The 23,206-nt window shown below is 38.7% G+C and carries 26 protein-coding genes; 24 read left to right on the top strand and 2 right to left on the bottom strand.

All coding sequences use genetic code 11. The annotated features are described in order from the left end of the window. Positions 1-368 precede the first annotated feature (368 nt). From BV60_RS0112660 to BV60_RS0112650, 4 genes are all read left to right on the top strand, one after another. Positions 369-1,622 (top strand): ATP-binding protein, encoded by a 1,254-nt coding sequence (locus tag BV60_RS0112660; protein ID WP_029322302.1) that lies wholly within the window; start codon positions 369-371, stop codon positions 1,620-1,622. Positions 1,623-1,934: 312 nt separating this feature from the next. Beyond that, entirely contained in the window at positions 1,935-2,093 is a 159-nt protein-coding gene (locus BV60_RS23845; RefSeq protein WP_442856314.1) for a type II toxin-antitoxin system PemK/MazF family toxin, read from the top strand. A gap of 140 nt (positions 2,094-2,233) precedes the next feature. Beyond that, positions 2,234-2,500, top strand: a complete 267-nt coding sequence (locus tag BV60_RS24040) for a DeoR family transcriptional regulator (protein WP_029322300.1) — start codon at positions 2,234-2,236, stop codon at positions 2,498-2,500. Positions 2,501-2,679: 179 nt separating this feature from the next. Beyond that, positions 2,680-4,215, top strand: coding sequence for a methyl-accepting chemotaxis protein (locus tag BV60_RS0112650; protein ID WP_029322298.1), 1,536 nt, complete (start codon positions 2,680-2,682; stop codon positions 4,213-4,215). Positions 4,216-4,365: 150 nt separating this feature from the next. On the opposite strand, the gene BV60_RS23515 is transcribed toward BV60_RS0112650, so the two are convergent. Together BV60_RS23515 and BV60_RS21145 are read right to left on the bottom strand one after the other, a co-directional pair. Then, a complete protein-coding gene (locus tag BV60_RS23515; RefSeq protein ID WP_170832732.1) occupies positions 4,366-4,530 on the bottom strand; it encodes a hypothetical protein in 165 nt (54 codons plus the stop codon). 27 nt (positions 4,531-4,557) lie between these two features. After that, positions 4,558-5,775 carry an IS91 family transposase gene (locus tag BV60_RS21145; RefSeq protein ID WP_051656875.1) on the bottom strand — a complete coding sequence of 406 codons (1,218 nt, stop codon included), beginning with the start codon at positions 5,773-5,775 and terminating at the stop codon, positions 4,558-4,560. A 244-nt stretch (positions 5,776-6,019) separates the two neighbouring features. Here BV60_RS21145 and tnpA point away from each other — a divergent pair, with 244 nt between their 5' ends. The 20 genes from tnpA to BV60_RS0112540 all read left to right on the top strand — a co-directional run bounded on the left by tnpA (position 6,020) and on the right by BV60_RS0112540 (position 23,203). After that, positions 6,020-6,475 (top strand): IS200/IS605 family transposase, encoded by a 456-nt coding sequence (tnpA, locus tag BV60_RS0112635; RefSeq protein ID WP_026529146.1) that lies wholly within the window; start codon positions 6,020-6,022, stop codon positions 6,473-6,475. Positions 6,476-6,995: 520 nt separating this feature from the next. Continuing rightward, positions 6,996-7,502: a nitroreductase family protein gene (locus BV60_RS0112630; protein WP_026490262.1), complete on the top strand. Its 507-nt coding sequence runs from the start codon at positions 6,996-6,998 to the stop codon at positions 7,500-7,502. A gap of 646 nt (positions 7,503-8,148) precedes the next feature. Next, on the top strand, positions 8,149-8,679 hold the full coding sequence (locus BV60_RS0112625) for a DUF1016 N-terminal domain-containing protein (protein WP_051656705.1): 531 nt from the start codon (positions 8,149-8,151) through the stop codon (positions 8,677-8,679). 283 nt (positions 8,680-8,962) lie between these two features. Further along, the gene (locus BV60_RS23200) at positions 8,963-9,103 is read left to right on the top strand and encodes a hypothetical protein (protein WP_156036081.1); all 141 of its coding nucleotides are present in this window, start codon (positions 8,963-8,965) and stop codon (positions 9,101-9,103) included. 245 nt (positions 9,104-9,348) lie between these two features. Next, complete coding sequence (locus BV60_RS0112615) at positions 9,349-10,062, top strand: LytR/AlgR family response regulator transcription factor (protein WP_029322292.1); 714 nt, start codon at positions 9,349-9,351, stop codon at positions 10,060-10,062. Between the two features lie 37 nt (positions 10,063-10,099). Next, entirely contained in the window at positions 10,100-11,470 is a 1,371-nt protein-coding gene (locus BV60_RS0112610; RefSeq protein WP_029322290.1) for a sensor histidine kinase, read from the top strand. A 256-nt stretch (positions 11,471-11,726) separates the two neighbouring features. Further along, positions 11,727-12,338 carry a hypothetical protein gene (locus BV60_RS0112605; RefSeq protein ID WP_029322289.1) on the top strand — a complete coding sequence of 204 codons (612 nt, stop codon included), beginning with the start codon at positions 11,727-11,729 and terminating at the stop codon, positions 12,336-12,338. A gap of 55 nt (positions 12,339-12,393) precedes the next feature. Further along, on the top strand, positions 12,394-12,564 hold the full coding sequence (locus BV60_RS23195; RefSeq protein WP_022761705.1) for a hypothetical protein: 171 nt from the start codon (positions 12,394-12,396) through the stop codon (positions 12,562-12,564). Between the two features lie 66 nt (positions 12,565-12,630). After that, entirely contained in the window at positions 12,631-13,314 is a 684-nt protein-coding gene (locus BV60_RS0112595; RefSeq protein ID WP_029322287.1) for a hypothetical protein, read from the top strand. Between the two features lie 24 nt (positions 13,315-13,338). Continuing rightward, positions 13,339-13,470, top strand: a complete 132-nt coding sequence (locus BV60_RS24035; protein WP_255358118.1) for a hypothetical protein — start codon at positions 13,339-13,341, stop codon at positions 13,468-13,470. Positions 13,471-13,520: 50 nt separating this feature from the next. Continuing rightward, positions 13,521-14,183 carry a hypothetical protein gene (locus tag BV60_RS0112585; RefSeq protein WP_029322285.1) on the top strand — a complete coding sequence of 221 codons (663 nt, stop codon included), beginning with the start codon at positions 13,521-13,523 and terminating at the stop codon, positions 14,181-14,183. Positions 14,184-14,202: 19 nt separating this feature from the next. Then, on the top strand, positions 14,203-14,781 hold the full coding sequence (locus BV60_RS0112580) for a hypothetical protein (RefSeq protein ID WP_029322283.1): 579 nt from the start codon (positions 14,203-14,205) through the stop codon (positions 14,779-14,781). A 92-nt stretch (positions 14,782-14,873) separates the two neighbouring features. Next, positions 14,874-15,656, top strand: a complete 783-nt coding sequence (locus BV60_RS23835) for a hypothetical protein (RefSeq protein WP_242840980.1) — start codon at positions 14,874-14,876, stop codon at positions 15,654-15,656. Between the two features lie 325 nt (positions 15,657-15,981). Continuing rightward, complete coding sequence (locus BV60_RS0112570) at positions 15,982-16,359, top strand: helix-turn-helix domain-containing protein (protein ID WP_022763194.1); 378 nt, start codon at positions 15,982-15,984, stop codon at positions 16,357-16,359. Then, positions 16,359-17,180, top strand: a complete 822-nt coding sequence (locus BV60_RS0112565; protein WP_029322272.1) for an ImmA/IrrE family metallo-endopeptidase — start codon at positions 16,359-16,361, stop codon at positions 17,178-17,180. The genes BV60_RS0112570 and BV60_RS0112565 overlap by 1 nt, the downstream gene beginning before the upstream one ends. A 14-nt stretch (positions 17,181-17,194) precedes the next feature. Further along, a complete protein-coding gene (locus BV60_RS0112560) occupies positions 17,195-18,004 on the top strand; it encodes a hypothetical protein (RefSeq protein ID WP_029322270.1) in 810 nt (269 codons plus the stop codon). Between the two features lie 187 nt (positions 18,005-18,191). Next, positions 18,192-18,860: a response regulator transcription factor gene (locus tag BV60_RS0112555; RefSeq protein ID WP_029322268.1), complete on the top strand. Its 669-nt coding sequence runs from the start codon at positions 18,192-18,194 to the stop codon at positions 18,858-18,860. 1 nt (position 18,861) lies between these two features. Then, the gene (locus BV60_RS0112550; RefSeq protein WP_029322267.1) at positions 18,862-19,764 is read left to right on the top strand and encodes a sensor histidine kinase; all 903 of its coding nucleotides are present in this window, start codon (positions 18,862-18,864) and stop codon (positions 19,762-19,764) included. Positions 19,765-19,891: 127 nt separating this feature from the next. Beyond that, a complete protein-coding gene (locus BV60_RS0112545) occupies positions 19,892-20,566 on the top strand; it encodes an ABC transporter ATP-binding protein (RefSeq protein ID WP_026511854.1) in 675 nt (224 codons plus the stop codon). A 3-nt stretch (positions 20,567-20,569) separates the two neighbouring features. Beyond that, positions 20,570-23,203, top strand: coding sequence for an ABC transporter permease (locus tag BV60_RS0112540; protein WP_029322265.1), 2,634 nt, complete (start codon positions 20,570-20,572; stop codon positions 23,201-23,203). Positions 23,204-23,206: the final 3 nt, after the last annotated feature.

The raw sequence follows: 23,206 nt of genomic DNA, 5'->3' as shown, positions 1-23,206 counted from the left end.
TATAAGAGTGTGGGATGTTTTTTCATAAAAGCAGGCAGATTATGCCGATATCAGCATATGGCGTATAGAGACCGCTTGGCACGAAGTCATTTTTCATTATTTTTGAACATGCTGCAGTGATGTGGCGAGGTCTTTTTGCATAAAAATGTGTATAGAAACAAAAAGTCACTCATAAAAGCGCGAAGAGTACATAGTGTTTCTAAGATTTTACCAACAGTGTCGGAAAATTTGATCTGTATCGAACAAAAATGCGGAATCCGCAAAAATGTCGATTAGAGTGTTGAATAAGCTATTCCTATGATGTAAAATTCTATTGAACAAAAATGCGGATTCCGCATTTTTGTTCAATAAGTAATGGGTGGAACAATATGGAAATACGTAGAGATATATATTTGAATAAGCTTATTTCAAAAAAACATAACGGACTAATTAAGGTTGTAACAGGTATGCGAAGATGTGGGAAATCGTACCTTTTATTTAATATTTTTAAAGAGTATCTGGTAAATGAAGGAGTTAATGAAAACCATATTATTGAGATTGCATTTGACTCTTTTGAGAATAGAAAGTATCGAGATCCTGAAGTTTTATTTCCATATCTGATGGAAAAAATCGCTGATAATGAAATGTATTACGTTTTATTAGATGAAGTTCAGATGCTCGATGATTTTGAATCAGTTCTTAATAGCCTCGGAAGAAAGAAAAATGTGGATGTATATGTAACGGGAAGTAATGCCAAGTTTCTGTCAAAAGATATTATTACTGAATTTCGTGGACGTGGGGATGAAGTTCATATGTATCCGTTAACATATAGTGAATTTATGAGTGTATATGACGGTGACAAACAGGAAGGCTGGAGGGATTATGTGCTGTTCGGTGGGATACCGCTTGTGCTAGGCTTTGAAACGGCTGATCAAAAATCTGATTTTTTAAAATCTCTATTTGAGGAAACCTATATTTCTGATATTACTGGAAGAAATAATATACGAAATAAGGCAGAGTTAGAAGAACTTCTGAACATTTTATCCTCAGCAATTGGATCGCTTACGAATCCAAGCAAGTTATCTGCGACTTTTAAAAGTGTTAAAAACAAGACTATAAGCAAAGAAACCATAATCAAATATATAGATTACCTTAAAGATTCATTTCTTATTGATAGTGCAATTCGATATGACATCAAGGGTAAAAAATACATTAGTACTCCATCGAAGTATTATTTTACCGATATGGGACTTAGAAATGCGAGACTTAATTTTAGACAGGTGGAGGAGACTCATGCAATGGAAAACATTATATTTAATGAATTAAAAGTTCGTGGATATAATGTGGACGTTGGTGTTGTCGTGATGAATGAAGTTGACAAAAATGGTAAGAAGATCCGAAAACAGTTGGAAGTGGATTTTGTCTGCAACAAAGGTTCAAAGAGATTTTATATTCAATCAGCCTATGCGTTGCCTGATAAAGAAAAGATGGAACAGGAACAACGCTCATTAGTGAATACAGGCGATGGATTTAAAAAAATTATAATTACAAAGGATGCTGTGGCACCGCTTTATAATGATGAAGGCATATTGGTAATGAGTGTTTATGATTTTCTTCTAAATCCAGATAGCATGGAAATCTAAATGAATGTATCTGAATAAAAAAATAGCATCCATAGGCGTAGTTTCATATAAACAAGATTAAAACACCAGAACTTTGAGCCATATAATGGACCACAAACCGTCCCCTAGGTCCATTTGTGTGTGATTCGTTGACGGGAATAATGAATAGCATTATAATATATGAACAGAAAAGTTATGTCGGGCGCAGCTCCTGGCTTCTCCGCTGCGGAGACGTTAAATATGAGCAGAATAAATATAGCTGCATAATTAAAGGGTTCTGGCGACAGAACCCTTTAATTATGCAAAAAGGTGGAAAATGTTTAGTTGGGATGAATTAAAAGAATTAACTATCAAGTAAGTAGAGGAGATATATACTTAGCAGATCTTGGTGAAAATATCGGATCTGTGCAGAGAGGTGAACGTCCTGTTGTAATAGTACAAAATAATAAAGGAAATAAGTATTCACCTAAGATAGGCGTTTTTGGGGCGTAGAAACTAAAAATTCGGCATTATCACGCGGGTAGTCCTAGGGCTACTAATTTCACCAACTTTTTACATAAAGAGCAGTTGTTCTTAAACAAGAATGACAGCTCTTTATCTTTTATGAGAAACATGAACTCCATAATAGAGAGATGCATATCAGTGGCAAGTTTTTACAGGGTCACGATAACCAGGTAAATGACCCGATAAATGACCCGATAAAATTGGAAAAAAGGGGGCAGCAAATTATAGATTTGCTTCGTCAGAGATCTGATATGACAAGAAAAGAGATGGGAGACAAACTTGGCTGCTCTGAAGCTACTGTTAAAAGAGAACTACAAAAGCTGATTGAAAAGGGCGTAGTCAAGAGAGTGGGCTCAAATAAAAAAGGTGAATGGATTTTAGTAAATTTTAAATAACGAATGCAATTAAATGCTGGAAAGACAGGTAATACAAGGTGAAATAAATAATTTATTTAAACGCAGAGTTTTTTAATAATAATTTCAGAGATATTTACTTATGAGAATTTTCGGAATTTAGTAAAATAGTTGTGACAATCTAGTTAACATAAACCATTTATCTCAGGAGGTAATTATCAATGAATAAAAAATCTGCTTTTGAAGTATACCTGTCTGCGGTTTTTAAATGGGGTATTACTGCACTGGTATCGGCCTGTATGTTTGCTACAGCAATGTTCATAGTAGAAAAGACAATTGGCTTTTATCAGGTTATCCCTTGGATCGCAGTAATAATTTTCGGTATCATGGATGTGTGTTTCTTTATTACAGGAATGCTGATTCTTAAGTCTTCATTTGATGAAGATGGATATTTAAAAGATGGAAAACTTCAAATAGGAAAGATTTTCTGCTCAGTTGTTCTTATCCTTCAGTGGAACTACATTATTTACATGGTTCCGACCAGAACATTCTGGGGATTTTTATGTTTCTTCCTGATACTTATCGGATTCTTTATGGATATTAAGCTACTGTCCGTTACCGGCAGTATTTGTATTGTTTCTATGTTTGTTGCATGGTTTGTCAGAGGCACAGCTCTTTTGCCAGTAAAAGACGAACTCTTTATTACAGATGTAATCATGTGTGTTGTAGGCCTTGTGCTTTCGTTAGCCGGCCTTGTAATGTTCTTATTCTTTGTTTCACACTTTTTGATTACTGCCAAAAAGGATGAGCTTGAAGAGAACAACAGGCGTGTTACAGGTGTTATGGATGCTGTTCGTTCAATATCTTCCAAGATGGTAACTGCAGGAGCAACTCTTTTGGATATCTCATCAAGTGAGAGCGCTTCAGCAGAAGAGCTATCAGCAACAAGTGATGAGCTTGTTAAAAACAGTAATATTCTTGGTAATAAAGCAGATGAGAGTATGGCAAACTTGTCAGAGCTTAATGATTGCGCAAGCATTGTAGAAGAAAATGTTGAGACTGTTGAGAAGACATCTGACAACCTTCTTAAGAAGTCAAAAGAAAATGAGAAATCATTAAATGATCTTCAGGGAATAAATTCTGAAGTTTCTGATTCTATGGCAGTTACAACAGATATTGCAGACAGACTTCTAAAGGCAGTAGAAGAAATTGGAACAACGCTTGAACTTATTCAGGGAATTTCGTCATCAACAAGCCTTCTTGCTCTTAATGCTTCAATTGAGGCCGCAAGAGCGGGTGATGCTGGAAAGGGATTTGCTGTTGTAGCAACTGAAGTTGGTAAGCTTGCAGAAGACACGCAGAGCTCACTTAAGGACGTTGGTGCAATAATTGAAAGAGTTCAGAAGAACGTAGAAGAGATTACAGGACAGGTTGAGATAAATGCCAATAAGCTTGCTGAACAGAATGAACAGTTTAAGACAGTATTTGGCGACATAAGTGAAATGACTACAATGTTGAATGATTCGGTTAATGCAATTGAAGAGATGAATGAGGCACATAAACGCCAGTCAGAAATCATCAAAAAAACTGTTGAGATTAACCGGAATATCGCAGAGAGTATCAGAAGTGAGAACGAGCAGTTTGTGGCTATCAGTACCATGGCTGGAAATAATGCTACAAATACTGAGCATGTTGCACAGCAGGCTAGTGCAATCAATGACATGGTTGATGAGATTAATCGTCTTCTAAATAATTAAAAAGATGTGAGTGTCAAAAGACTGTGCCTTCTAAAAAAGAGGGCACAGTCTTTTTTTATTTAATAGGAAATTTCGCCTTGGCGGCGAAACCTTGAATTAAAAGGCCCGGCAAGACCGGGCCACGCAAAGCGGAGGTATGTTGGTTATGAATTACCAATCTACCTCATCAAAGAATTCATCATCTTCATGCATAAAGTAATCCATATCGAGAAGGTCTTCATCGTCCATCTCGCGGATTTCATTCGCCGACATGCCTTCCGGCGGATTCTGGATGTATTTCTCTCTAAGCTTTGCTATTAGTTCTTTACTAGCCATGGCTGTTCCTCCTGTAGCATGATTTTATCATGCGCAGGAATACGAGGGAACAATGCCGATTTTTGTAGACGGAGCTCTGCTCTTGGGACGGCATTTTCCCATTGTCTTTTCGTATAAGTCTTCGAGAGAAACACGTTTGTGGTTGAAGCGCAACTCAAGAAATTTCATGGTGCTGTTGCATTTGGGACAACTTAATGGATCATATCCGAATGCTGACAGGATACCTGAACGCCATTGAAGGAATGATTTAAAGAATGGCTTTTTGGAAGGATGAATCAGACGGTAAAGTTTTTTGTCTGACTCCCTATGACGACCATACACGCCATAATAACGTATCATCTTAAAGTCTTTTTCTGGTATGTGCTGTATAAGACGTTTGATGAATTCCATTGAAGGTATGGTCTCGGTGACAAGGACTTCGTCCTCATGTCTGTTGTAGTGGAAAGTAACAGTATCATGCTCTTTATCATAAGAGTCAATTCTTGAGAGCCCGATTACAGGACGACCAAGATATCTGCCTATATATTTAGCAACAGTACGTCTGTCAGCGAGAGTGGGTTTGCCATAGACATAGAAGCCTTCTTTCTGATTTTTGTAGGAGAGAGCTTTTTCTTTTTTAAACAATGCTTTCTTATTGGGATCAGTAATACGATCTTCCATTAGATTCAGAAGAGCAGTCTGAAAAGCATGGCGCATATAGGGGTAACTGAAGAACTTTACTTTGCGCCAGAAGCCGGTGTCTCCAACACCACCTTCAGATATGAGGCAGTGGATATGAGGATTCCATTCCAAAGGACGACCAAATGTGTGAAGAACAAGGATGTAACCAGGTGTAAAGTTCTGACTCTTGTTGATTTTGTAGAACATCCGGTTAATAACACTGCTGGTAGCTTCAAAAAGACAATTAAGAAGGTCACGATCTTCGAGAAAGTAATGGCGTAATTCTTTTGATATGGTGAATACGCAGTGACGGTGCTGACAGTTTATGAGCTTAAATGACATAGCCTGAGCACGCTTTTGTGAATACATGGCACCACATGTAGGGCAGAATCTAGAATGACAACGAAAGGGAACAAATTTGAGAGTACCACAATCAGGGCAGCCGTACATGGCGCCGCCATAGGCAGGATCCCCGCAATTGATCATCTTATCGATGTTTTCCATTTCGGTCTTGCGGGGGTGAAGAGTATATTGAATTTCTTCATAATGATCGCGGAATAAATCTTGTAGAGTATTTCGTTTCATAAATTCATTATGAATGAGTTGAGGCAAAAAACAACCCCACCCCTCATGAGTGAGGGGCAGGGGAGTTGAGGTGCCGTAGGCACTTTTTTTATTATGGGTCGTGACCCAGTTGAGCTCGCGAAGCGTGCGAAATATCAACCACCCGCTATGCGGGTGCGCGGTGTTTGTTATACAAAAAAATCACCTTTCCGTTATAATTTTGGATGTTCAAGCCTAAATTATAACGAAAGGAAAGGTGATTTTAATGGCCAATAAGGCAAATAGTTTAGCACACACTAAATGGATGTGTAAGTACCACATAGTGTTCACACCAAAGTATAGGAGAAAAATAATCTATAATCAATACAAGGCAAGTATAAGAGATATCTTGAAACAGCTTTGTGCTTATAAGGGAGTAGAGATTATAGAAGGACACTTAATGCCAGATCACGTACATATGCTGGTTAGTATTCCACCAAAGCTTAGCGTATCACAGTTTATGGGATATCTAAAAGGAAAGAGTGCGCTGATGATATTTGATCAGCACGCAAATTTGAAATATAAGTTTGGAAACAGACATTTCTGGGCAGAGGGATACTATGTAAGTACAGTGGGACTTAATGAGGCGACAATAAAGAAGTACATTCAGGAACAAGAAAAACATGATATAGCAATGGATAAACTGAGTGTGAAAGAGTATGAGGACCCCTTCAAGGGGTAGCCGGTATTACAAGCGCCCTTTCAAGGGCTGCGACGAGTCAAAGGCGTTAAAGGCTTGAACAAAGTGAAAGCCAGCGTCTTTAGGCGCTGGCCGGTAACTGCCCCTTATAGGGGCGAGCAAACCACCCGTTGGACGGGTGGTTATGATTTAATACAAAGAATTCATCATCTTCGTGCATAAAGTAAGAAAATTTTCACTGACATTTTTAAAATTCATCCCGTATAATTGAGGATGAGTTATTTAACTTATACATTCTTGAACATAAAGTTCAAGAATGCATCAACCAAGCCAATTTAAATCGACTTCGTCGATGGGGCTTGGTTGACTCCTGAATCATATTCTCACGAAACCCGCAGTAAATGCGTGTTTCTGAAATTTCATTTAAGATGTCATACTTAGTAAATTCGCCGGAGGAACGAGATTCATGAAATTTGCTATGTTACTGTGGAGTTTTGGATTTTTTGAATAACTGACATATCTTTTAAATAACAGAATCAATGTAGCAAAGGAGATTATAGATATGGAATTTAATAAAGTTATTCAGAAGAGAGAGTCTGTTCGTAAGTACAGCGATACAAAGCCAACAGAAGATCAAGTGAAATATATTCTAGAAGCGGGGCGCTTAGCACCAACAGCTTTTAATAAACAACCACAACGAGTGTATATACTAAAAAGTGGAGAAGCTCTTCAGAGGATGGACAGTGTTCATCCATGCCGTTATGGAGCACCGATGGTAATTCTAGTATGTTCCGATAAAAATGCTGCAAGTAATTTTCAGGGTGGAAATAGCTATTTGACAGATGGTGTTATTGCAGCAACACATATGATGCTGGCAGCAACAGATATAGGATTGGATACATGTTGGGCTGGAGTGAATGATGTTCTTAAAACACAGAAGGTTTTTGACCTGCCAGAAAACATCTATCCTATTTGTTTCCTGGATTTGGGATTTCGCGCTAGCGATTTCAAAGGTGTATCTAGCGATAAAAAAAGGAATCCAATTGATTCAATGGTAACTATTTTATAAAAAATTGCGGCGTAGCCTTAGGGCGATTGTAAAGCAGGAGTCATAACCTGCCGCCGTATTTACTCCTGAAGAGGAGTATAGCGGAAAATTCCGCGTTAATTAATGCAGCGCTGTGCCGGAAAAGTCACTGCATGTTTTTACAAATCTGTCCTGACATGGTAATATATATTCGCTGTGTCAGGGCTATTTTTATGTCATAATGTGTCATAACGCATAATTGGTACAAAAATGGTGCCCGGCGTGGTACTCGGTACAATAAGCTGAGATAACAAATGGCTTAAATAAAACATTTTTTAGAAGGAGATATATAGAAAATGAAACTAGGAATCGAGGCAACTAGCCCATTTCACGTGTTGTCACGCCTGGTTACATATCTTCATTTTTCTTAACAATTCCCAAATCTTACTTTTACATAATTTCACGTAAATTCACGTGAAGTAGGAAATGCTGGTACATAGCTGGCACAAATTTGGTACATAGAAGCGTCCCTACGCCATTAAAGCTTGGTAAGCCTAGGAGTGATAGCTTCACCCGGGGTTTTGATTTTTGGAGCAGTTATCTCAAACGAGGTAGCTGTTTTTTTACACATGATATAAGCAATACTGTATAATTAAATTTGCTTGATAGGAATATTTGGAGACGAGATATGAGCAACCTTATTAAAATTGATAATGAATATAAAGACTGGATTACAGAAGTATCAAAGCGTTTTAGACAGACCCAGCTAAAAGCTGCTGTGAAAACTAATAGTGATATGCTCAGGTTCTATTGGTCTCTTGGTAGGGATATTGTTGGATTGAGCGAAAAAAATAATTACGGATCTGGCTTTTATAAAACAATTAGTGAGGATCTTAAAGATATCTTTCCAGATATTAAATCGTTTTCGCCTACAAATCTTAAATATATGAGATATTTTTATGAGATGTATCCAGAAATATTAAATCGTCCTCAACTTGGGGACGATTCTGAAAATGAATTAAATCGTCCCCAGGCTGGGGACGATTTGGAAAATGCAATATTTTTTATTCCTTGGGGGCATAACAAAGTTATCATAGATAAGTGTAAAGGAGATTCCGCAAAGGCACTGTTCTATGTGAAGAAAACATTGGAAAACAATTGGTCAACCTATTGGCGTATCCAGTTACGAATTATCAAAGTTGATTCCAGAAGAATTTAAAGGAAGTATGCCAACGATTGAAGAAATTGAAGCAGAGTTTGGAAATATTGATTGGGCTTAGGATTAGACAATGTAAGAAATAAGGCTCACGTTTAAATGAGACTAAATTTTGCAACTGTATCCAGATGAAATTATCCCTCAACTTGAGGGATAATTTGAGAGTAGTTACACCAAATTTTTTGAAATAAAAAGCTTACATAGAGCAGTTATCTCAAACGAGGTAGCTGCTTTTTTTGCGCTCATTTTGAGCCTGAAACTATTTACTTTCAGAAGGAGGTAGGCGATGAACTACGAAGAATTCAAAGACAGGGTAGTAGAAGATGTAAGAAGAGAGTTAGAGACAAGAACCGGAAAATCCTACGATGTGCAGGCACACACTGTAGAGAAGATGAATGAGAACTACGATGAAGAAGATGAACGATGAGAGATATCACAAAAAGTAAATGTTCTAGGTGCGTATTCTGTGATGGATACGCACCGAATACAATTATCATAATATGGAGCATTTGTTAACGAATACGTATGATATATTTTGTTATAAGGTTTAAGGCAGATGAATAATTTCTGCTGTAACAGAATCATTTCAGAAATGAAAAAGGTCGTTTCGTGATGAGATCATAGTTTTTCTTATGTATTTATGATACGAATAACTTGGAGGATTATTGCCTTATGAAGATAGCAGTATGTGATGATGAAGAAAAAATAAGAAACATAATAATGTCGGATCTGAAATTATCATTTCCGGATGATGAGATTATAAGCTTTGGCAATGGAGAAGATGTACTGAGAGCTATAGAACAAGATGGTTATATGCCTAATATTATTCTCCTGGATATTATGATGCCCGGGGTGTCCGGAATGGATGTTGCTAGGAAACTTCGTGATATTAGTGATGATGTTGTTATCATTTTTATAACAGGGGAAAAGCAATATGTATTTGATGCTTTTGATGTGAGAGCTTTCCATTTTCTTGTAAAGCCATTCTCAAATGAGAAGTTGGTAAGCGTGATAAAGGCTGCAAAAGAGGAAATAGCCAAAGCTACATTAAAGCCTCAAAAGAAGTATGTGATGTTGAACTCACGAGGCAGTCATATAAGACTATGCGCTTCTGACATTATATTTGCAGAAGTGTATGGGGCCAGGATAATCGTACACACAAGAACCGATGAAATTGAGTATTATGGACATCTTTCAGAACTGGAAAAGCTTGTAGGTGATGGCTTTTTCAGGACTCATAGAGGGTATCTTGTAAATTTGCAATTCGTAAAGAAGTATGATGCAGGAAAGTGCTATATGTCTAAGGGGGAAGCACTTATTTCAAAACAAAACTATAAGGTTTTTGTAAAAGCTTTGATAGATTACAACAAAAAGAGAGCGGAGTAAGCAGCTTTTCCATAATTTATAGAGGTTAAGAGAATAAATGATTACAGAAGCTATGTGGGATCAGGTAAATCAGATATCAATGATTGCAAATGTATTGTTAAATGCGGTACTTGTGTCAGTATTTTACATACCATTTATGAGAAAAAGAGTACGTGCTGTTATACTCGGAGCGGTTTATGCAATGGCGATGTCTATACTATATTTTACTACCATAAATTTTTCAGGTGTGACTGCTTATGCTCTTGGCTGTGCTGCAGTATGTATTATCTCCGCTATAACGGAGAGGATAAATATACCGCAGAAAATTTTTTTATCAATAACTATGTATTTGCTTTTGTGGATATCAATGGAACTGGCAATCTTACCATGGAACTTAATATGTTCTGTGACATTTTTGAATCCTAAAGTGGTAGGGGATTTACAGCAGATTATGCTTTATGGTTTGGCACAAGCTATTCATGCTGTAATAAGATGTGCTTTGTTGGTTATAGGAATACATCTGATTAAAACGATGTACAGCCGTAAAAAAGAACTTATGGAATGGAGAGAATTAGCTTTTTTATCAGCAACGTACATAACAATAATAGTATCTTACTGGATATGTACATTTATGGAAGAAGCTTTTGAAAAAGCTTCGGGTGAATATTTCTGGAATAGATATCCTGTATATCATGAAATGCGTGCATTATTTGGTGTGGTAGCTTTTCTCACTATGATTGCAGTGATCTATTTTTATCAAAAGATTAAGTCTTCTGAGGAAGAAGTACTGCAAAACTCTCTTGTAAACAGTCAGATTGACGAGTTGTCAGGGCATGTTCATTCAATGGAGAAAGTTTATTCAGATATTCGTGGGATAAGGCATGATACTAATAACCATATCATGGTACTTGGTAATCTAATAAAAGAAAACAATAGTGATCAGGCTTTACAATACTTACATGACTGGTCTGAGGATTTTCATGCTGTAGATATAAATGCAAAGACCGGAAATCCTGTCACTGATATAGTGATTTCAGAGAAGCGGAGACAGGCTGAGGATGTTGGAATACGATTTGTAGATGATTTTCACTATCCGAAAGAAGGTAAAGTGGAATCCATAGATGTGGGTGTTATCCTGAATAATGCTCTTTCAAATGCTATAAGGGCTGCAGAAAACCTGGATAAATCTTTCGTGGAGATAAAATCCTGGCGTAGTGGTGATATGTTCATGATCCAAGTCAAGAACAGCTATAACGGACTGTTGCGGTCTTCTGATGAGAACGGACTTATGGAAACATCGAAGACAGATCGTGATAAGCATGGTTTTGGCTTGAAAAATATGCGAAGGATTACAGAAAAGTATTATGGAACTACCCAGCTTGAACAGGAGGGAGACGTGGTTATATTCACTGCAATGATGGTTATTTGAGTCCATTCATGATTGAAAAAGGTCGTTTCATGAAAAATCTATAAGGTTTTTTTATTAACTTTCCGAAGCCTTTGATAGAGCTGAGAGGACTTGGCGAAGTATTTTTGAGCCTAGTCCGAACGTCTTCCGGCGAGCAAAGCGAGAGCGGAAGTTCAATATTTTATTCCATATTATGTACAAGGATGCTAGTCGCACTTAGCGAGCATCGCGAGCTTAGTAAGACTGTATGCGTAGCGAAGCGAAGGAGGTAAGTAAGATGGCTTTAACAAATGTTATGACTCAGTCTCTTATATCTGCCAGTACATCCATGAAACAGATACAGCTTCAGCAGGGAGTGAAAAAGCAGATGGATGGTAAGGCCGGTGTTTTGGATGCTGAGATCAAGAGAGATGAGGCATCCGGCGCGGATACCACAAAAAAGAAAGAAGAACTGGCTGAAACTCAGAAAAGATCTGAAGACATAGCAAATAACAATATGGAGCAGATTGCTGAGACTAATAAGGAAATGCAGAAAGCCAGGAAAGCTGATGCGATCGAGCAAAAAGAGAATGAAAGAGCTGAAGCAGCGCGTGAAAAGAAGAGAGCTGAGAGAAGGTGGCAGGAACAGCATCTTCAGGAGGCTGCATCAGAAAGAAGAGCGGAAGAAGCAGACAGAGTTGCAAATGCACAAGCAAGGGCATCCGGATTCTCAGACGAAGAAAATGCAAAGGCACAGCAGATCGATGTCGGTGGCGTGAAAGTTTCCGTTGTTTCAGAGTCCACGCACAATACAAAGGTTCCGCATATTGATGAAAAGATTGCAAAATCAACAGGAACAGAGGTGTCTGCAGCAGAAGGCGTCAGTGTGAGTATTGATGTAAAGACCTGACATAGATTTTTAAATTAAGAAATCAAGCTAAGTACTCACGGAAGAGTATGGGGTTATGCAAGGATGGCAACTTATAAAATATACAGTAAATGAGGATCGTTATACCCTTTGCATCACCCTATATGCAGATAGTGTATTTGGTGTAGATGTATGTATTATGGGCAGAATGATCCTTTTTGTTGCACTTGGCGGATTTGCTAACACATGTGTTGCTCTAAGCACATAAAGAACATGTGCTAAGACCAACAGCAAGTAAGACTGTATGCGTAGCGAAGCAAGGAGGCGGTAGGCTATGTATGGATATGAGTTACAAATTAGAGGAAATACTGAATATTACTCAAAGCGCTTATATGACCTTAATGGTAACCATGTAGGGACTATCTCTATGTCCAGGCCAAGGAAAACGAGTAACAGCTCTAAAAAGAAGAGACCTGCTATGTATAGCTTCAAGCAGGTTTCAGCACAGGTATTAAGTGCCAAGACTTCCGCAAAAGCTGCTCAGGTTTCAATCGGGATCAGGATGAAAATCGGGAACCTTCAGAAGAAGCTGAAAACCGGAGAATACGATGATGAAGAGATTCTGAGGGCAATCCTGCATGCGGAAATGGTTCAACGTGCCTGTGAGAAGAAAAAGAAGAACCTGAAAATGGAAGAAACTGCTGAGCAGAATATGGACGAAGAATTGCCTTCTGAGCAAGAAAATCCTTTAGAAAAAGTTCAGTCGGATGAGGAAATAAGGGAACTTGAACAGGAAGAGTTCGAAGCTCTTATGGAAAAGCTGGAAATGTCTGCTGAGGAGATGTATGAAGAGGCTGAGGAAACGGCTCAGCTAGATCAGGAGCTAGATGAGATGGCTGAGGCACTTTCAGGAGCCATGGAGCCGCAGGATCTTGAACAGCTAAAGGCTAAACACAGATCTGATGAAGCAAGGGATATCATGAAGGCTGACTTAAAATATCTAAAGGCAATGTTTTAAAGACTTCAGGCAGAAAAAGAGAATTTGGGGAAATCGTCAGTTTCATCAGGTTTTGATAGTGGTGTTTCGCTATCACTTGGCGGAGATGAGATGCCCGTGATGGTACAGGACTCTGGAATGACAGAAGTAGGTGGCATGGTTGATGCAGAAATATAGCTTTTTTATAACTAAATGATTAACGGATGTTAATAAAGGAGGTATTTGTTATGAGTACAGGATTAGTAGGAAACATTCAGAATACTGATTATTCAGTCATGAACACAGAAAACTATAGTTCTGAAAATGGAAAGAAAACTGACAGTGTTCAGGAAGTAGCAAGCGAGAATAAAGAATCTGCGGCAGTTTACGAGAAGATGGCTGAAAAGGATGCAGGGTTATATAGCATAAATAAGAAGTCACCTGCAGACAGAGCAGCAATAATTCAGCAGATGAAACAGGCTGAAGAGGATCAGAGAAACAAGCTTCTGGAAATTGTCAGGAAAACATTGGAAGGTCAGGTTTCAGCTTTTGGAAAGGCAACAGATGACAGCTTTTGGAAAAGATTGGCTGGTGGCAATTTCAAGGTAGATGCAGCAACTAAAGCTCAGGCACAAAAGGATATTTCTGAAGATGGATATTATGGTGTAAAGCAGACTTCTCAGAGACTTTTTGACTTTGCATCAGCTCTTGCAGGCGATGATGTAGAGAAAATGAAAAAGATGCAGAAGGCTATGGAAAAGGGATTCAATCTGGCTACAGGTGCATGGGGGAGAGAGCTTCCATCCATATGTAATGAAACATTGAAGGCAGCAAACAAGCTTTTTGATGATTATTATAAGTCGAAGGAAGAGGAGACTGCAGCTACTACAGCAAATGCTACAGAGCAATGACATTTTGGAGGGTCTGTATATGAACATAAACGTACAGGGCTTAAATTTGTTTGATAATTTTTCTTCCAAAGCTGAGCAGAACCGAATGGAGAGGCAGCAAAAACGTGATAATCAGATTGCGTTTATCGAAAACCAAAAGCATAATCTCAAAAATATACAGTCTGAGTCCATTGAAGATATCAAGAAGAAACTTCAAATGATTGAAGACTATGATAATCAGATAGCTGCGGTTAAAGCGGAATACAACCATGAACAGGTATTTCATATGCTTGATGAGGCATGGGAGACCGGAGAAAAGATTGCTGAAGCAGCCAAGAAAGCAGCACCCAAGACACCCGAAGAACGCAAAGAAGAGCTTATCGAAGAAGCAACAGGAGCCACGAAGAGCGATGGACTTCTTGCGGATGTTATGGATAACCTTGAAGAAATGGATGAAAACATGGAGTCAGTTGAATCTGCTGAAAATATACCAGGAGAAGATAAGTTGATTGCTGAAGAAATGGAAAATGAGCAAAGCCTTGAGGGGAAGACTTTAACAGAACAACAGAGGCTGGAAGAACTAATGATGCACAGAAAAAGGATAGACATTAAGGTCTGAGACCTGGAATATGTTGGATACAAGCTCTTTCATGAAATTTTCAATTTTCATAAAGAGATTGCATCTACAGTGAAGCAAAGGAGGGCAAGGAGATGTCAACGATAAGAGACTCATTAAGTGGTAGTTATTATGATAAATCTGATTATGATTTCAGCGATTATAATCAGAATGCAAGCTCTTTTTTATCGGGGCTAAATATAAATACCAGCACAAGTGCAACAAGCCCTTTTAGTGTTTCTGATTATGCTATGCTCCGAAATGGCTCGTACAAAAAGCTTGTGAAAGCATACTATGCCAAGCAGAAAGCAGAAAATGCTGCTGCAGGTAAGGACTCGCATGCAAAGCTTACTTCTATGGCAAGTAATGCAGGCACATTGACGAAAGCTGCGCAAAATCTGATGAAGGACTCTCTTTGGCAAAAAAAGCAGAAGACTACTAAAAATGAGGAAACAGGTGAAGAGACAGTAACTGAAGAGTACGATTGGGATAGTATCAGCAAGGCTGTTAAGAGCTTTGTGGATAGTTACAACCGAACATTGGATGGTGCTGCAGAGTCAAATACCAAAGATGTGCTACGTTCTGCTACATGGATGATTAAAACAACTGAAGTAAATGAGGACCTATTAAACAAGGTGGGCATAAGTGTAGGAGCCAATAATAAGCTTGAAGTGGATGAGGATAAGCTTAAGAGTTCAGATATAAAAACACTAAAGACACTTTTCACCGGGTATAATTCGTTTGCATCAAAGATGAGTGACAAAGGAAGAGCCATTACTAATGCTGCAGCAAGAGGTGGCGGAACATATAATAGCCAAGGAAGATATTCGGATGCACTTTCATCACTGTTGCCTTCAACTGTTGATAAGAAGGAATAAGATCATTGAACCATATGGTGATCAGGAGGGTAGCTGTTAAATAATTAATCAGAAGGCTGGGGTAAGTGTGACTGTTCCCCAGCTTTTTCTGTATTAATAAAAATATAGGCTGTTACGCATATTTATCCATAAATGGCTATGGTCACAGGAAAATTCGTGATACTTGTTATTAAAGGGAACTATACTGAAATTTTAGTAACTCTATTGGTGACTACTGTAAGCAGATATAATCAAAAGTATATGTAATATTGACTATTATAAGGGGCGGATGTACGATATAAGTGTAAAAACCTATTACATGCAAACGATAGGAGGAACACTTTTCATGGTTGATATGAATATGATGATTGCAGGCAATATACTTGCACTGCTTAAGAAACAGAATAAAAAACAGACAGATCTTGCAGAAGCACTTGGGACAAATAAGCAGACGGTGAATAAGATGCTGAATGGTGCACGCATGATTAATGCCATTGAACTTAAGTCTATAGCTGAATATCTTGGCGTAAGGATGGAGGAGCTCACAAGGATAACCCCTGGATACGAGGATACTGATATTGTCCATGCTTTTATGGGCAAAGTTCAGTCTGAAGAGGCAAGACAGGCACTGAAAATAGCTGATGAACTTTCAGATATGATTCTTTTCCACAAGAGAGTACGTGAAAATGGAAATGCCATGATGCAGCCTTGGGGGAATGACTAATGGGGAATATATTAGAAGAAAGCCTGTTTGGCAAGCAGCCTAAACAGTTTGAGAGCATAAATGCTTTGGCAAAGGCTTTTTCTGTAAATTATTGTGGAAGCACGATTATCCGTGATTCCATATTTAGCATTGCTGAAAACTATGCCAGAAAAAGGGAATTAACGCTGGAAGTGCTCAGATATCCTTTTAAGGATGATGAATTATGGGCATTTACCTTTGTAAAAAAGGGAACAATATTTCTTTGCATCAATTCCGGCTTGGCTCTTTGTAAACAGATATTTGCTGTTGCTCATGAGCTGTACCACATTCACTGCTATGCTGAAGATATAGACCCTAGTACCATAGCAAGCGGCTCATTATTGGATTCAAAAACTGCGGATGATACTGCGAAATCTCAGGAGGATCTTGAGGCAAACGCTTTTGCTGGATTACTCCTGATGCCTGACGGAATATTGGATGAGCAGATCAAACTATATGGTATTGCTGCGGATAAGATATCTGTTGATGATGTCCTTATCTTGATGGAATTGTTTGCACTTCCGTACAAGGCGGTGGTACTGAGGCTTGTTGAGAACCATGATATTTCAAATAGTAAAGCCAAAGAACTACTGGAATGTGACTCTGATTATGTTTTAGAAAGAATTAAACTTACGGGTAAAGCTTTAAAATGGCAACAAAATAGTAAGGATCTTTCATATCTTGGAAGTCTCCTTGATGATATGGAGTACAACAAAGAACAGGAACTTCTGACAGAAAGCCGTGAGAAATCGGATATGGAGTATTTGGAAAAAATCAGAAAGGGCTTTCTCGCGGAAGGCTAAGAGGTGGGCATTTGATGAAAGAGAAATATGCTCTTCTTGATACTGATTTTATTTCCAAGACGCATTTGATCCGTAAGGATGAAGAGAATAAGCTAATTGATCGTATAACGGAGATGCCGAGGTATCGCTTCTATTGTCATGAACAGATAAAAACAGAACTCCAAAGGCATAATATTGCAGGCTCTCCTGAGTGGCTTGAGAAAAAGATATCATCTGGAGTGGTTCATTGTATTACAGACGAAGAGATTGTTGATGAACTAAAGGTTATATACTCAGATTCAGCAGTGGCCATGTATTCCAATATGTTGAAAAATGGGTGTGAGGCATATAGAAGCGGATATTTTGAAGAACAGTTTAAGAGACTCCAGGGTGTTGATTATATGAAGACTACAAAAGAACAGTTTTTGAAGGAGCTTTCGGAAGACTGTGACGATATAGGACCTGGTAATAATCTCGGAGAGCTTAAAAGTTATGTCCTTCTTCAGACGCTTAGTATAAAATTTGGCGAGCAGATATATGTCTTTCGTTCGGATGATAGAAATGCTCGAAATGGAATAGTAAGTCTTGGAGGTGCAAGGTGCATCAGTGTGTTATCATCGTTTATGCGGCTTAATGTGGATGCTAACATGACAAGAGAAGAGGCGCAGCCGTATTTGGACTCGTATCTTGAAGAAAGCCGGAAGAATAAACAGACCACTTTTAGAGTTCATGACACATCAAAAGGAATGCGATATTGCAGAGTGCCTTGCGAACAGGTCATAGATGAAATGTATGCCGGTAAATTTGATGTGTTGCTGAATGGTAATCTAAGATATAAGGAATAGGATTATATAAAAAATGAAGGGCAGTGTTCTGCACGATAACAAGTATTTGATGTTGTGATATCATAGAAGCATGCGTTTTGGTAATGAAAATGCATGCTTTTTTGCGCATTAAAAGATTATCGTGTGAAAATGATGTTAAAACACGCCTTTGGAATATGACACAAAAGATGTTATTAGGTGAGGAGCTATGGAACAGATTCTTATTGTTGAGGACGATATAACTTTAAATCAGGGGCTATGTAAGGCTTTAAAAGAAAATGACAGGCAGATTGTGTCTTGTGAGAGCATAAGTGAAGCAAAAGAACAGCTGTCTCTTGGTACAGTCTCTTTTGTACTTTTGGATATCAATCTTCCGGATGGAAGTGGATTGGACCTGTTAAAGGAAATAAAAGGAAAAACACCCAATGTACCGGTAATTCTGTTAACTGCTAATGATACGGATAAGGATATTGTTACAGGACTTGAGCAAGGCGCTGATGATTATATTACAAAGCCTTTCTCCCTTGCTGTTCTGCGTGCAAGAGTAAATACTCAGCTGCGAAAGACTAATCATGGAAATGAGTCAGGTGTATTTGCTGATGGTATTTATGCGTTTGACTATAATAACATGGCTTTTTCTGTAAATGGTAAAATTGTGGAACTATCGAAAACAGAGCAGCGTCTGTTAAGAGCACTGACAGACAATGCAGGGATGACCGTAAAAAGAGAAAACCTGATAGACAGACTCTGGACTGATGGGGCTGAATATGTTGATGAGAATGCATTATCTGTTACTGTAAAAAGGCTCAGGGATAAGCTTTCTGCGCAGGAAAAGATTAAAACAGTATATGGGATAGGCTATAGCTGGGTGAAATAGAATGGATAAACTTATTTTTGTAATCGGCATTTGCCTTATGATTGTCGCCTGCATAGCAATCGTAATTAACAGAGTAAAAACCAGGAAATTATTTGACTCCCTGGAAAGCATGATTCATACGGCTATGAATGGGGAGTTTTCTCCGGAGCATTTTGATGAGGGGCGGTTATCTAAACTGGAGTCGGAACTGTCGGATTTTTTAAGCGCATCTTCCATCTCTGCACAGAACGTTAAGGATGAACGTGATAAGATAAAGTCCCTTATTTCTGATATTTCCCATCAGACCAAAACGCCAATCTCAAATCTTATCCTGTATAGTGAATTGCTTGAGAGTGCTGATCTTACCGGGGATGATAAATCAAACGTCGAAGCTATACATTCACAGGCAGAAAAACTAAGGTTCCTGATAGACAGTCTTGTAAAACTTTCAAGGCTGGAAAACGGGATTCTGTCACTTGAGACTGATAATGAAGATCTTAATCCATTATTACAGGATGTTGCCATGCAGCTTCGGGAAAAGGCTGAGGCTAAGAACTTAAAACTGGAGATTGAAGATACTGATGCAAGGGCACTTATTGATAAGAAATGGACGCAGGAAGCAATTGTAAATATTGTAGATAATGCTATCAAGTATACTGATCAGGGAAGTATTACTATCAATACAAAGGATTACGAAATGTTTGTCTGTGTAGATATCAGTGACACCGGCATAGGTATTCCTGAGGAAGAATCAGCAAAAGTATTCCAGCGTTTTTATCGCGGAAGCAATGTGAAATCGAAGGAAGGTGTTGGGATTGGCCTACATCTTGCCAGAGAGATAATATCAGGTGAAGGAGGCTACATTAAGTTAAGCTCTAAGCTGGGAGAAGGAACTACGTTCTCTGTTTTCCTCCCGAAAAAGTGAAATATGACAAAACTGTAAGATTTAAAGTAATGTCTTGAAAGATTCTGGAAAGATTTGTATGTGATAATCATCTGTAGAGGAGATCGGTATGCTCCTTTACAGGTGATTTTGTTTTGGGAGGCTCAGAATGGAAATATTACGTGTATCAGATCTGAAAAAGACATATGGAAAAGGTGATACAGCAGTAGAGGCACTAAAAGGGATTAACCTTTCGGTACAAAAGGGAGAGTTTATTGCAATAGTAGGTACATCCGGAAGCGGTAAATCAACTTTGCTGCATATGCTTGGAGGGCTTGACCGCCCAACTTCAGGATCTGTTTCAATCGATGGAAAAGATATTTTTACTTTAAAAGATGAAGAACTGACCATATTCCGCAGAAGGAAGATTGGCTTTGTATTCCAGTCTTTTAACCTTGTACCGGTTCTTTCTGTATATGAGAACATTGTGCTGCCGATAGAACTTGATGGTAATGTCCCTGACAAGGAGTTCGTGGATCAGATTATTGATACCTTGGGGCTCACAGAAAAGAGGAATGCTTATCCTAATCAGCTTTCCGGAGGACAGCAACAGCGTGTTGCAATTGCAAGAGCGTTATCTTCAGCACCGCAGGTCATTCTGGCAGACGAGCCCACAGGAAACCTTGATTCAAAGACAAGCCAGGATGTATTGGGGCTTCTTAAGGTCATTGGGGAGAAGTATTCACAGACCATCATCATGATTACGCATAATGATGAGATTGCCCAGATGGCTGACCGGATTATAAGGATTGAAGACGGCCTTATAGTGTCAAAAGAGGTGTGAGGTATGAGGAACGACAGAAGGATGAAGGGACCAAGGGTCAATAATAGGAAAGTTATAAGAAAAATAGCATTAAAAACAGTAAAAGCGAATCATAGAAAAAGTATGGTGGTCATAGCTGCGATTGCGCTTTGTACATTTATGTTTACAGCTCTTTTCACAATTGGAGGAAGCATAGTATCAAAATTTCAGGAATCAACTGCAAGACAATCGGGAGGTACATCTGATGCAAGTATTAAGAACCTCACTAAGGATGAATATAACAGGATTGCAGCTGATTCCAAGCTGAAAGAAGTATCAAAGAGAGTATACGTTGGGAACGTGGTGAACACAGAGCTTTTAAAACTGTATACTGAGGCAAACTATTGCGATGAAACAAGTGCTAAAAAGGGGTTCTGTTATCCTGAAGTAGGGTATCTTCCGGTAAAAGAGGACGAAATTGCAGTCAGCAGCCTGATCTTGCAGGCTTTTGGGATGGATGCGAGAAATACTTCTGAATATGAATTATTGATTGGGAGTATTCTTCCTCTGCAGATTGAAACCGGGAAAGGTGTTATAGAAAAAGAATTCAGGATTTCAGGAATATACACCGGTGACAGGATATCCATGGCTCAAATGGTATTGGTATCTAAGGCATTTCAGGACAAATATTCTCCGACACCGACGGTTTCGTTTTATGAAGATGGTTTCATGGGAACTGTGGATGATCTTTATGGAAGAATTTGCGCAGATATAGACTTTTATTTTCCGTTTGATGTCAGTGGCCAGACATATAAAACTGTTGTAAGGAATGGACTTCCGGATAATGCAGAGATTGGTGTTAACTGGGCATCATCAGTGGGAACAATGGACCTTACTACTGTTTTACTGATGATAACAATGCTTGCAACATTTTTTGTTTCGGGATATCTCATCATCAGCAACGTATACAGGATAAATATTTATACTGACATACGCTCATATGGGCTTCTTAAAACAGTTGGAACCAGTAGCAGACAACTTAGAAATATAGTGAAATGGCAGTCTGTTTATCATGCTGTGCCCGGGATTATCATGGGCATGATAGGAGGATTGATTGTTGGCAGCCTGCTTCTTCCTCTTGTCATGAGCCAGCTTGTATTCTCGGAAACAACTGACAATAAGGCTGTGATCAATGTCTGGGTATTGGCTTTTTCAATTCTCTTTTCCTATATCACAGTAAGGTTATCGGTAAGGAAAGCAGTTAGGCTTGCATCAAAGGTAACACCTATAGAAGCCCTCAGATATACTGAGAATGTCAGCGCCTGCAAAACAAAGAAGCATAATGGGAAGTTTACTCCTGTGAGTTTTGCTTTAAGGAATGTTTTTAGGGAAAAGAAACGCTGCTTTTATGTTGTGCTCTCCCTTGCACTGTCGCTGGTTGTGTTAAACAGCGTATATACGATGATCATCGGATTTGACGAGAGTAAATATATATCTAATTATGTCAAAACGGACTTTTCAGTTGCAGATGCAATAACAGATAATCTTGGAGCAACCGGGCAGACTTATGACGGGGTTACCGATTCCTTTATCAGTGAACTTAAGAAGCAGGATGGGATTCTGGGCATAGGAAATATATATGCTGAACAGTATTGCTATCAGGAACTGGGGGACAGGGATTTTGCTCGTTTCAAGGAAAGGCTTCTTGACAATGAAAATGTAGATACATGGATGAGAGATGGGGCTTCATATGCTGCCGGTGATGGAGAAATCGAATATCTGAGTGAGAGCACTGGAACGGTTGCCAAAGTTTATGGAATGGATGATTATGCTGTCCGTAATCTGGATTTTGTTCAGGGAAAATATGATACAGATAAATTTAAGACCGGTAAATATATCATCGTAAACGAGTATAATAACGGAGGCGATAAAGAGAGTAACCTTGTTCCATATTTTCTGCCGGGTGAGACCATTGCTGTAAATAACAATGCCGGAGAGACAAGAGAATATGAAGTTTTGGCAACAGTAAGCATCCCTTTTTCTATGAGAATACAGTACTATACGGATATGGACGTTAATTATGTTCTACCGTCAGAAGAATTTCTGGATTTCTTTGGAGACAGAACACCTATGAGGACACTCGTTGATACTACTGATGAAGCGGAACCTGTTATAGAAAAATGGATGGCGGATTATACAAGTAATGCCGAGCCATCACTAAAATATTCATCAAGAGCTGTATACAGAAAAGAATTTGATGGACTGATAGGTATGTTCAAGGTTGTAGGCGGACTTTTGACATCAGTGCTTGCACTTATAGGTATTCTGAACCTGATAAATACCCTTGTGACATCAGTGCTTTCAAGAAGACTTGAACTTGCCATGCTTGAGGCTGTTGGTATGACAAAACGCATCCAGAGGACAAGTATCTGTTTTGAGGGCATCGTATATGGTGGACTGGCATTGATTTTTGGAATGATTCTTAGCAGCGTATTTTCGGTTCTTTTAGTAAAGAGTATAGGAACGGAGATGTGGTTTTATACATATAGATTTACCCTGATGCCGATCATGATTGTGACACCTGTTATGCTAATTGTAACGGTGATCATTCCGGTGGTGATCTATAGCAGAACTATGAAGGAGACTGTAGTTGAGCGATTGAGGTTAGCGGATGCCTGAAAA

It is taken from the genome of Butyrivibrio sp. AE3004 (assembly GCF_000703165.1).
Lineage (GTDB): Bacteria > Bacillota > Clostridia > Lachnospirales > Lachnospiraceae > Butyrivibrio.
Note: the sequence above shows the minus strand (reverse complement) of the source record. Positions and strands in the feature narration are given on the sequence as shown.

What these genes read in the sequence shown, in the direction of transcription:
- BV60_RS0112660 (WP_029322302.1), top strand. Translation starts at nt 369, where the DNA reads ATGGAAATACGTAGAGATATATATTTGAATAAGCTTATTTCAAAAAAA.
- BV60_RS24040 (WP_029322300.1), top strand. Translation starts at nt 2,234, where the DNA reads ATGCATATCAGTGGCAAGTTTTTACAGGGTCACGATAACCAGGTAAAT.
- BV60_RS0112650 (WP_029322298.1), top strand. Translation starts at nt 2,680, where the DNA reads ATGAATAAAAAATCTGCTTTTGAAGTATACCTGTCTGCGGTTTTTAAA.
- BV60_RS23515 (WP_170832732.1), bottom strand. Translation starts at nt 4,530, where the DNA reads ATGGCTAGTAAAGAACTAATAGCAAAGCTTAGAGAGAAATACATCCAG.
- BV60_RS21145 (WP_051656875.1), bottom strand. Translation starts at nt 5,775, where the DNA reads ATGAAACGAAATACTCTACAAGATTTATTCCGCGATCATTATGAAGAA.
- tnpA (WP_026529146.1), top strand. Translation starts at nt 6,020, where the DNA reads ATGGCCAATAAGGCAAATAGTTTAGCACACACTAAATGGATGTGTAAG.
- BV60_RS0112630 (WP_026490262.1), top strand. Translation starts at nt 6,996, where the DNA reads ATGGAATTTAATAAAGTTATTCAGAAGAGAGAGTCTGTTCGTAAGTAC.
- BV60_RS0112625 (WP_051656705.1), top strand. Translation starts at nt 8,149, where the DNA reads ATGAGCAACCTTATTAAAATTGATAATGAATATAAAGACTGGATTACA.
- BV60_RS23200 (WP_156036081.1), top strand. Translation starts at nt 8,963, where the DNA reads ATGAACTACGAAGAATTCAAAGACAGGGTAGTAGAAGATGTAAGAAGA.
- BV60_RS0112615 (WP_029322292.1), top strand. Translation starts at nt 9,349, where the DNA reads ATGAAGATAGCAGTATGTGATGATGAAGAAAAAATAAGAAACATAATA.
- BV60_RS0112610 (WP_029322290.1), top strand. Translation starts at nt 10,100, where the DNA reads ATGATTACAGAAGCTATGTGGGATCAGGTAAATCAGATATCAATGATT.
- BV60_RS0112605 (WP_029322289.1), top strand. Translation starts at nt 11,727, where the DNA reads ATGGCTTTAACAAATGTTATGACTCAGTCTCTTATATCTGCCAGTACA.
- BV60_RS23195 (WP_022761705.1), top strand. Translation starts at nt 12,394, where the DNA reads ATGCAAGGATGGCAACTTATAAAATATACAGTAAATGAGGATCGTTAT.
- BV60_RS0112595 (WP_029322287.1), top strand. Translation starts at nt 12,631, where the DNA reads ATGTATGGATATGAGTTACAAATTAGAGGAAATACTGAATATTACTCA.
- BV60_RS0112585 (WP_029322285.1), top strand. Translation starts at nt 13,521, where the DNA reads ATGAGTACAGGATTAGTAGGAAACATTCAGAATACTGATTATTCAGTC.
- BV60_RS0112580 (WP_029322283.1), top strand. Translation starts at nt 14,203, where the DNA reads ATGAACATAAACGTACAGGGCTTAAATTTGTTTGATAATTTTTCTTCC.
- BV60_RS23835 (WP_242840980.1), top strand. Translation starts at nt 14,874, where the DNA reads ATGTCAACGATAAGAGACTCATTAAGTGGTAGTTATTATGATAAATCT.
- BV60_RS0112570 (WP_022763194.1), top strand. Translation starts at nt 15,982, where the DNA reads ATGGTTGATATGAATATGATGATTGCAGGCAATATACTTGCACTGCTT.
- BV60_RS0112565 (WP_029322272.1), top strand. Translation starts at nt 16,359, where the DNA reads ATGGGGAATATATTAGAAGAAAGCCTGTTTGGCAAGCAGCCTAAACAG.
- BV60_RS0112560 (WP_029322270.1), top strand. Translation starts at nt 17,195, where the DNA reads ATGAAAGAGAAATATGCTCTTCTTGATACTGATTTTATTTCCAAGACG.
- BV60_RS0112555 (WP_029322268.1), top strand. Translation starts at nt 18,192, where the DNA reads ATGGAACAGATTCTTATTGTTGAGGACGATATAACTTTAAATCAGGGG.
- BV60_RS0112550 (WP_029322267.1), top strand. Translation starts at nt 18,862, where the DNA reads ATGGATAAACTTATTTTTGTAATCGGCATTTGCCTTATGATTGTCGCC.
- BV60_RS0112545 (WP_026511854.1), top strand. Translation starts at nt 19,892, where the DNA reads ATGGAAATATTACGTGTATCAGATCTGAAAAAGACATATGGAAAAGGT.
- BV60_RS0112540 (WP_029322265.1), top strand. Translation starts at nt 20,570, where the DNA reads ATGAGGAACGACAGAAGGATGAAGGGACCAAGGGTCAATAATAGGAAA.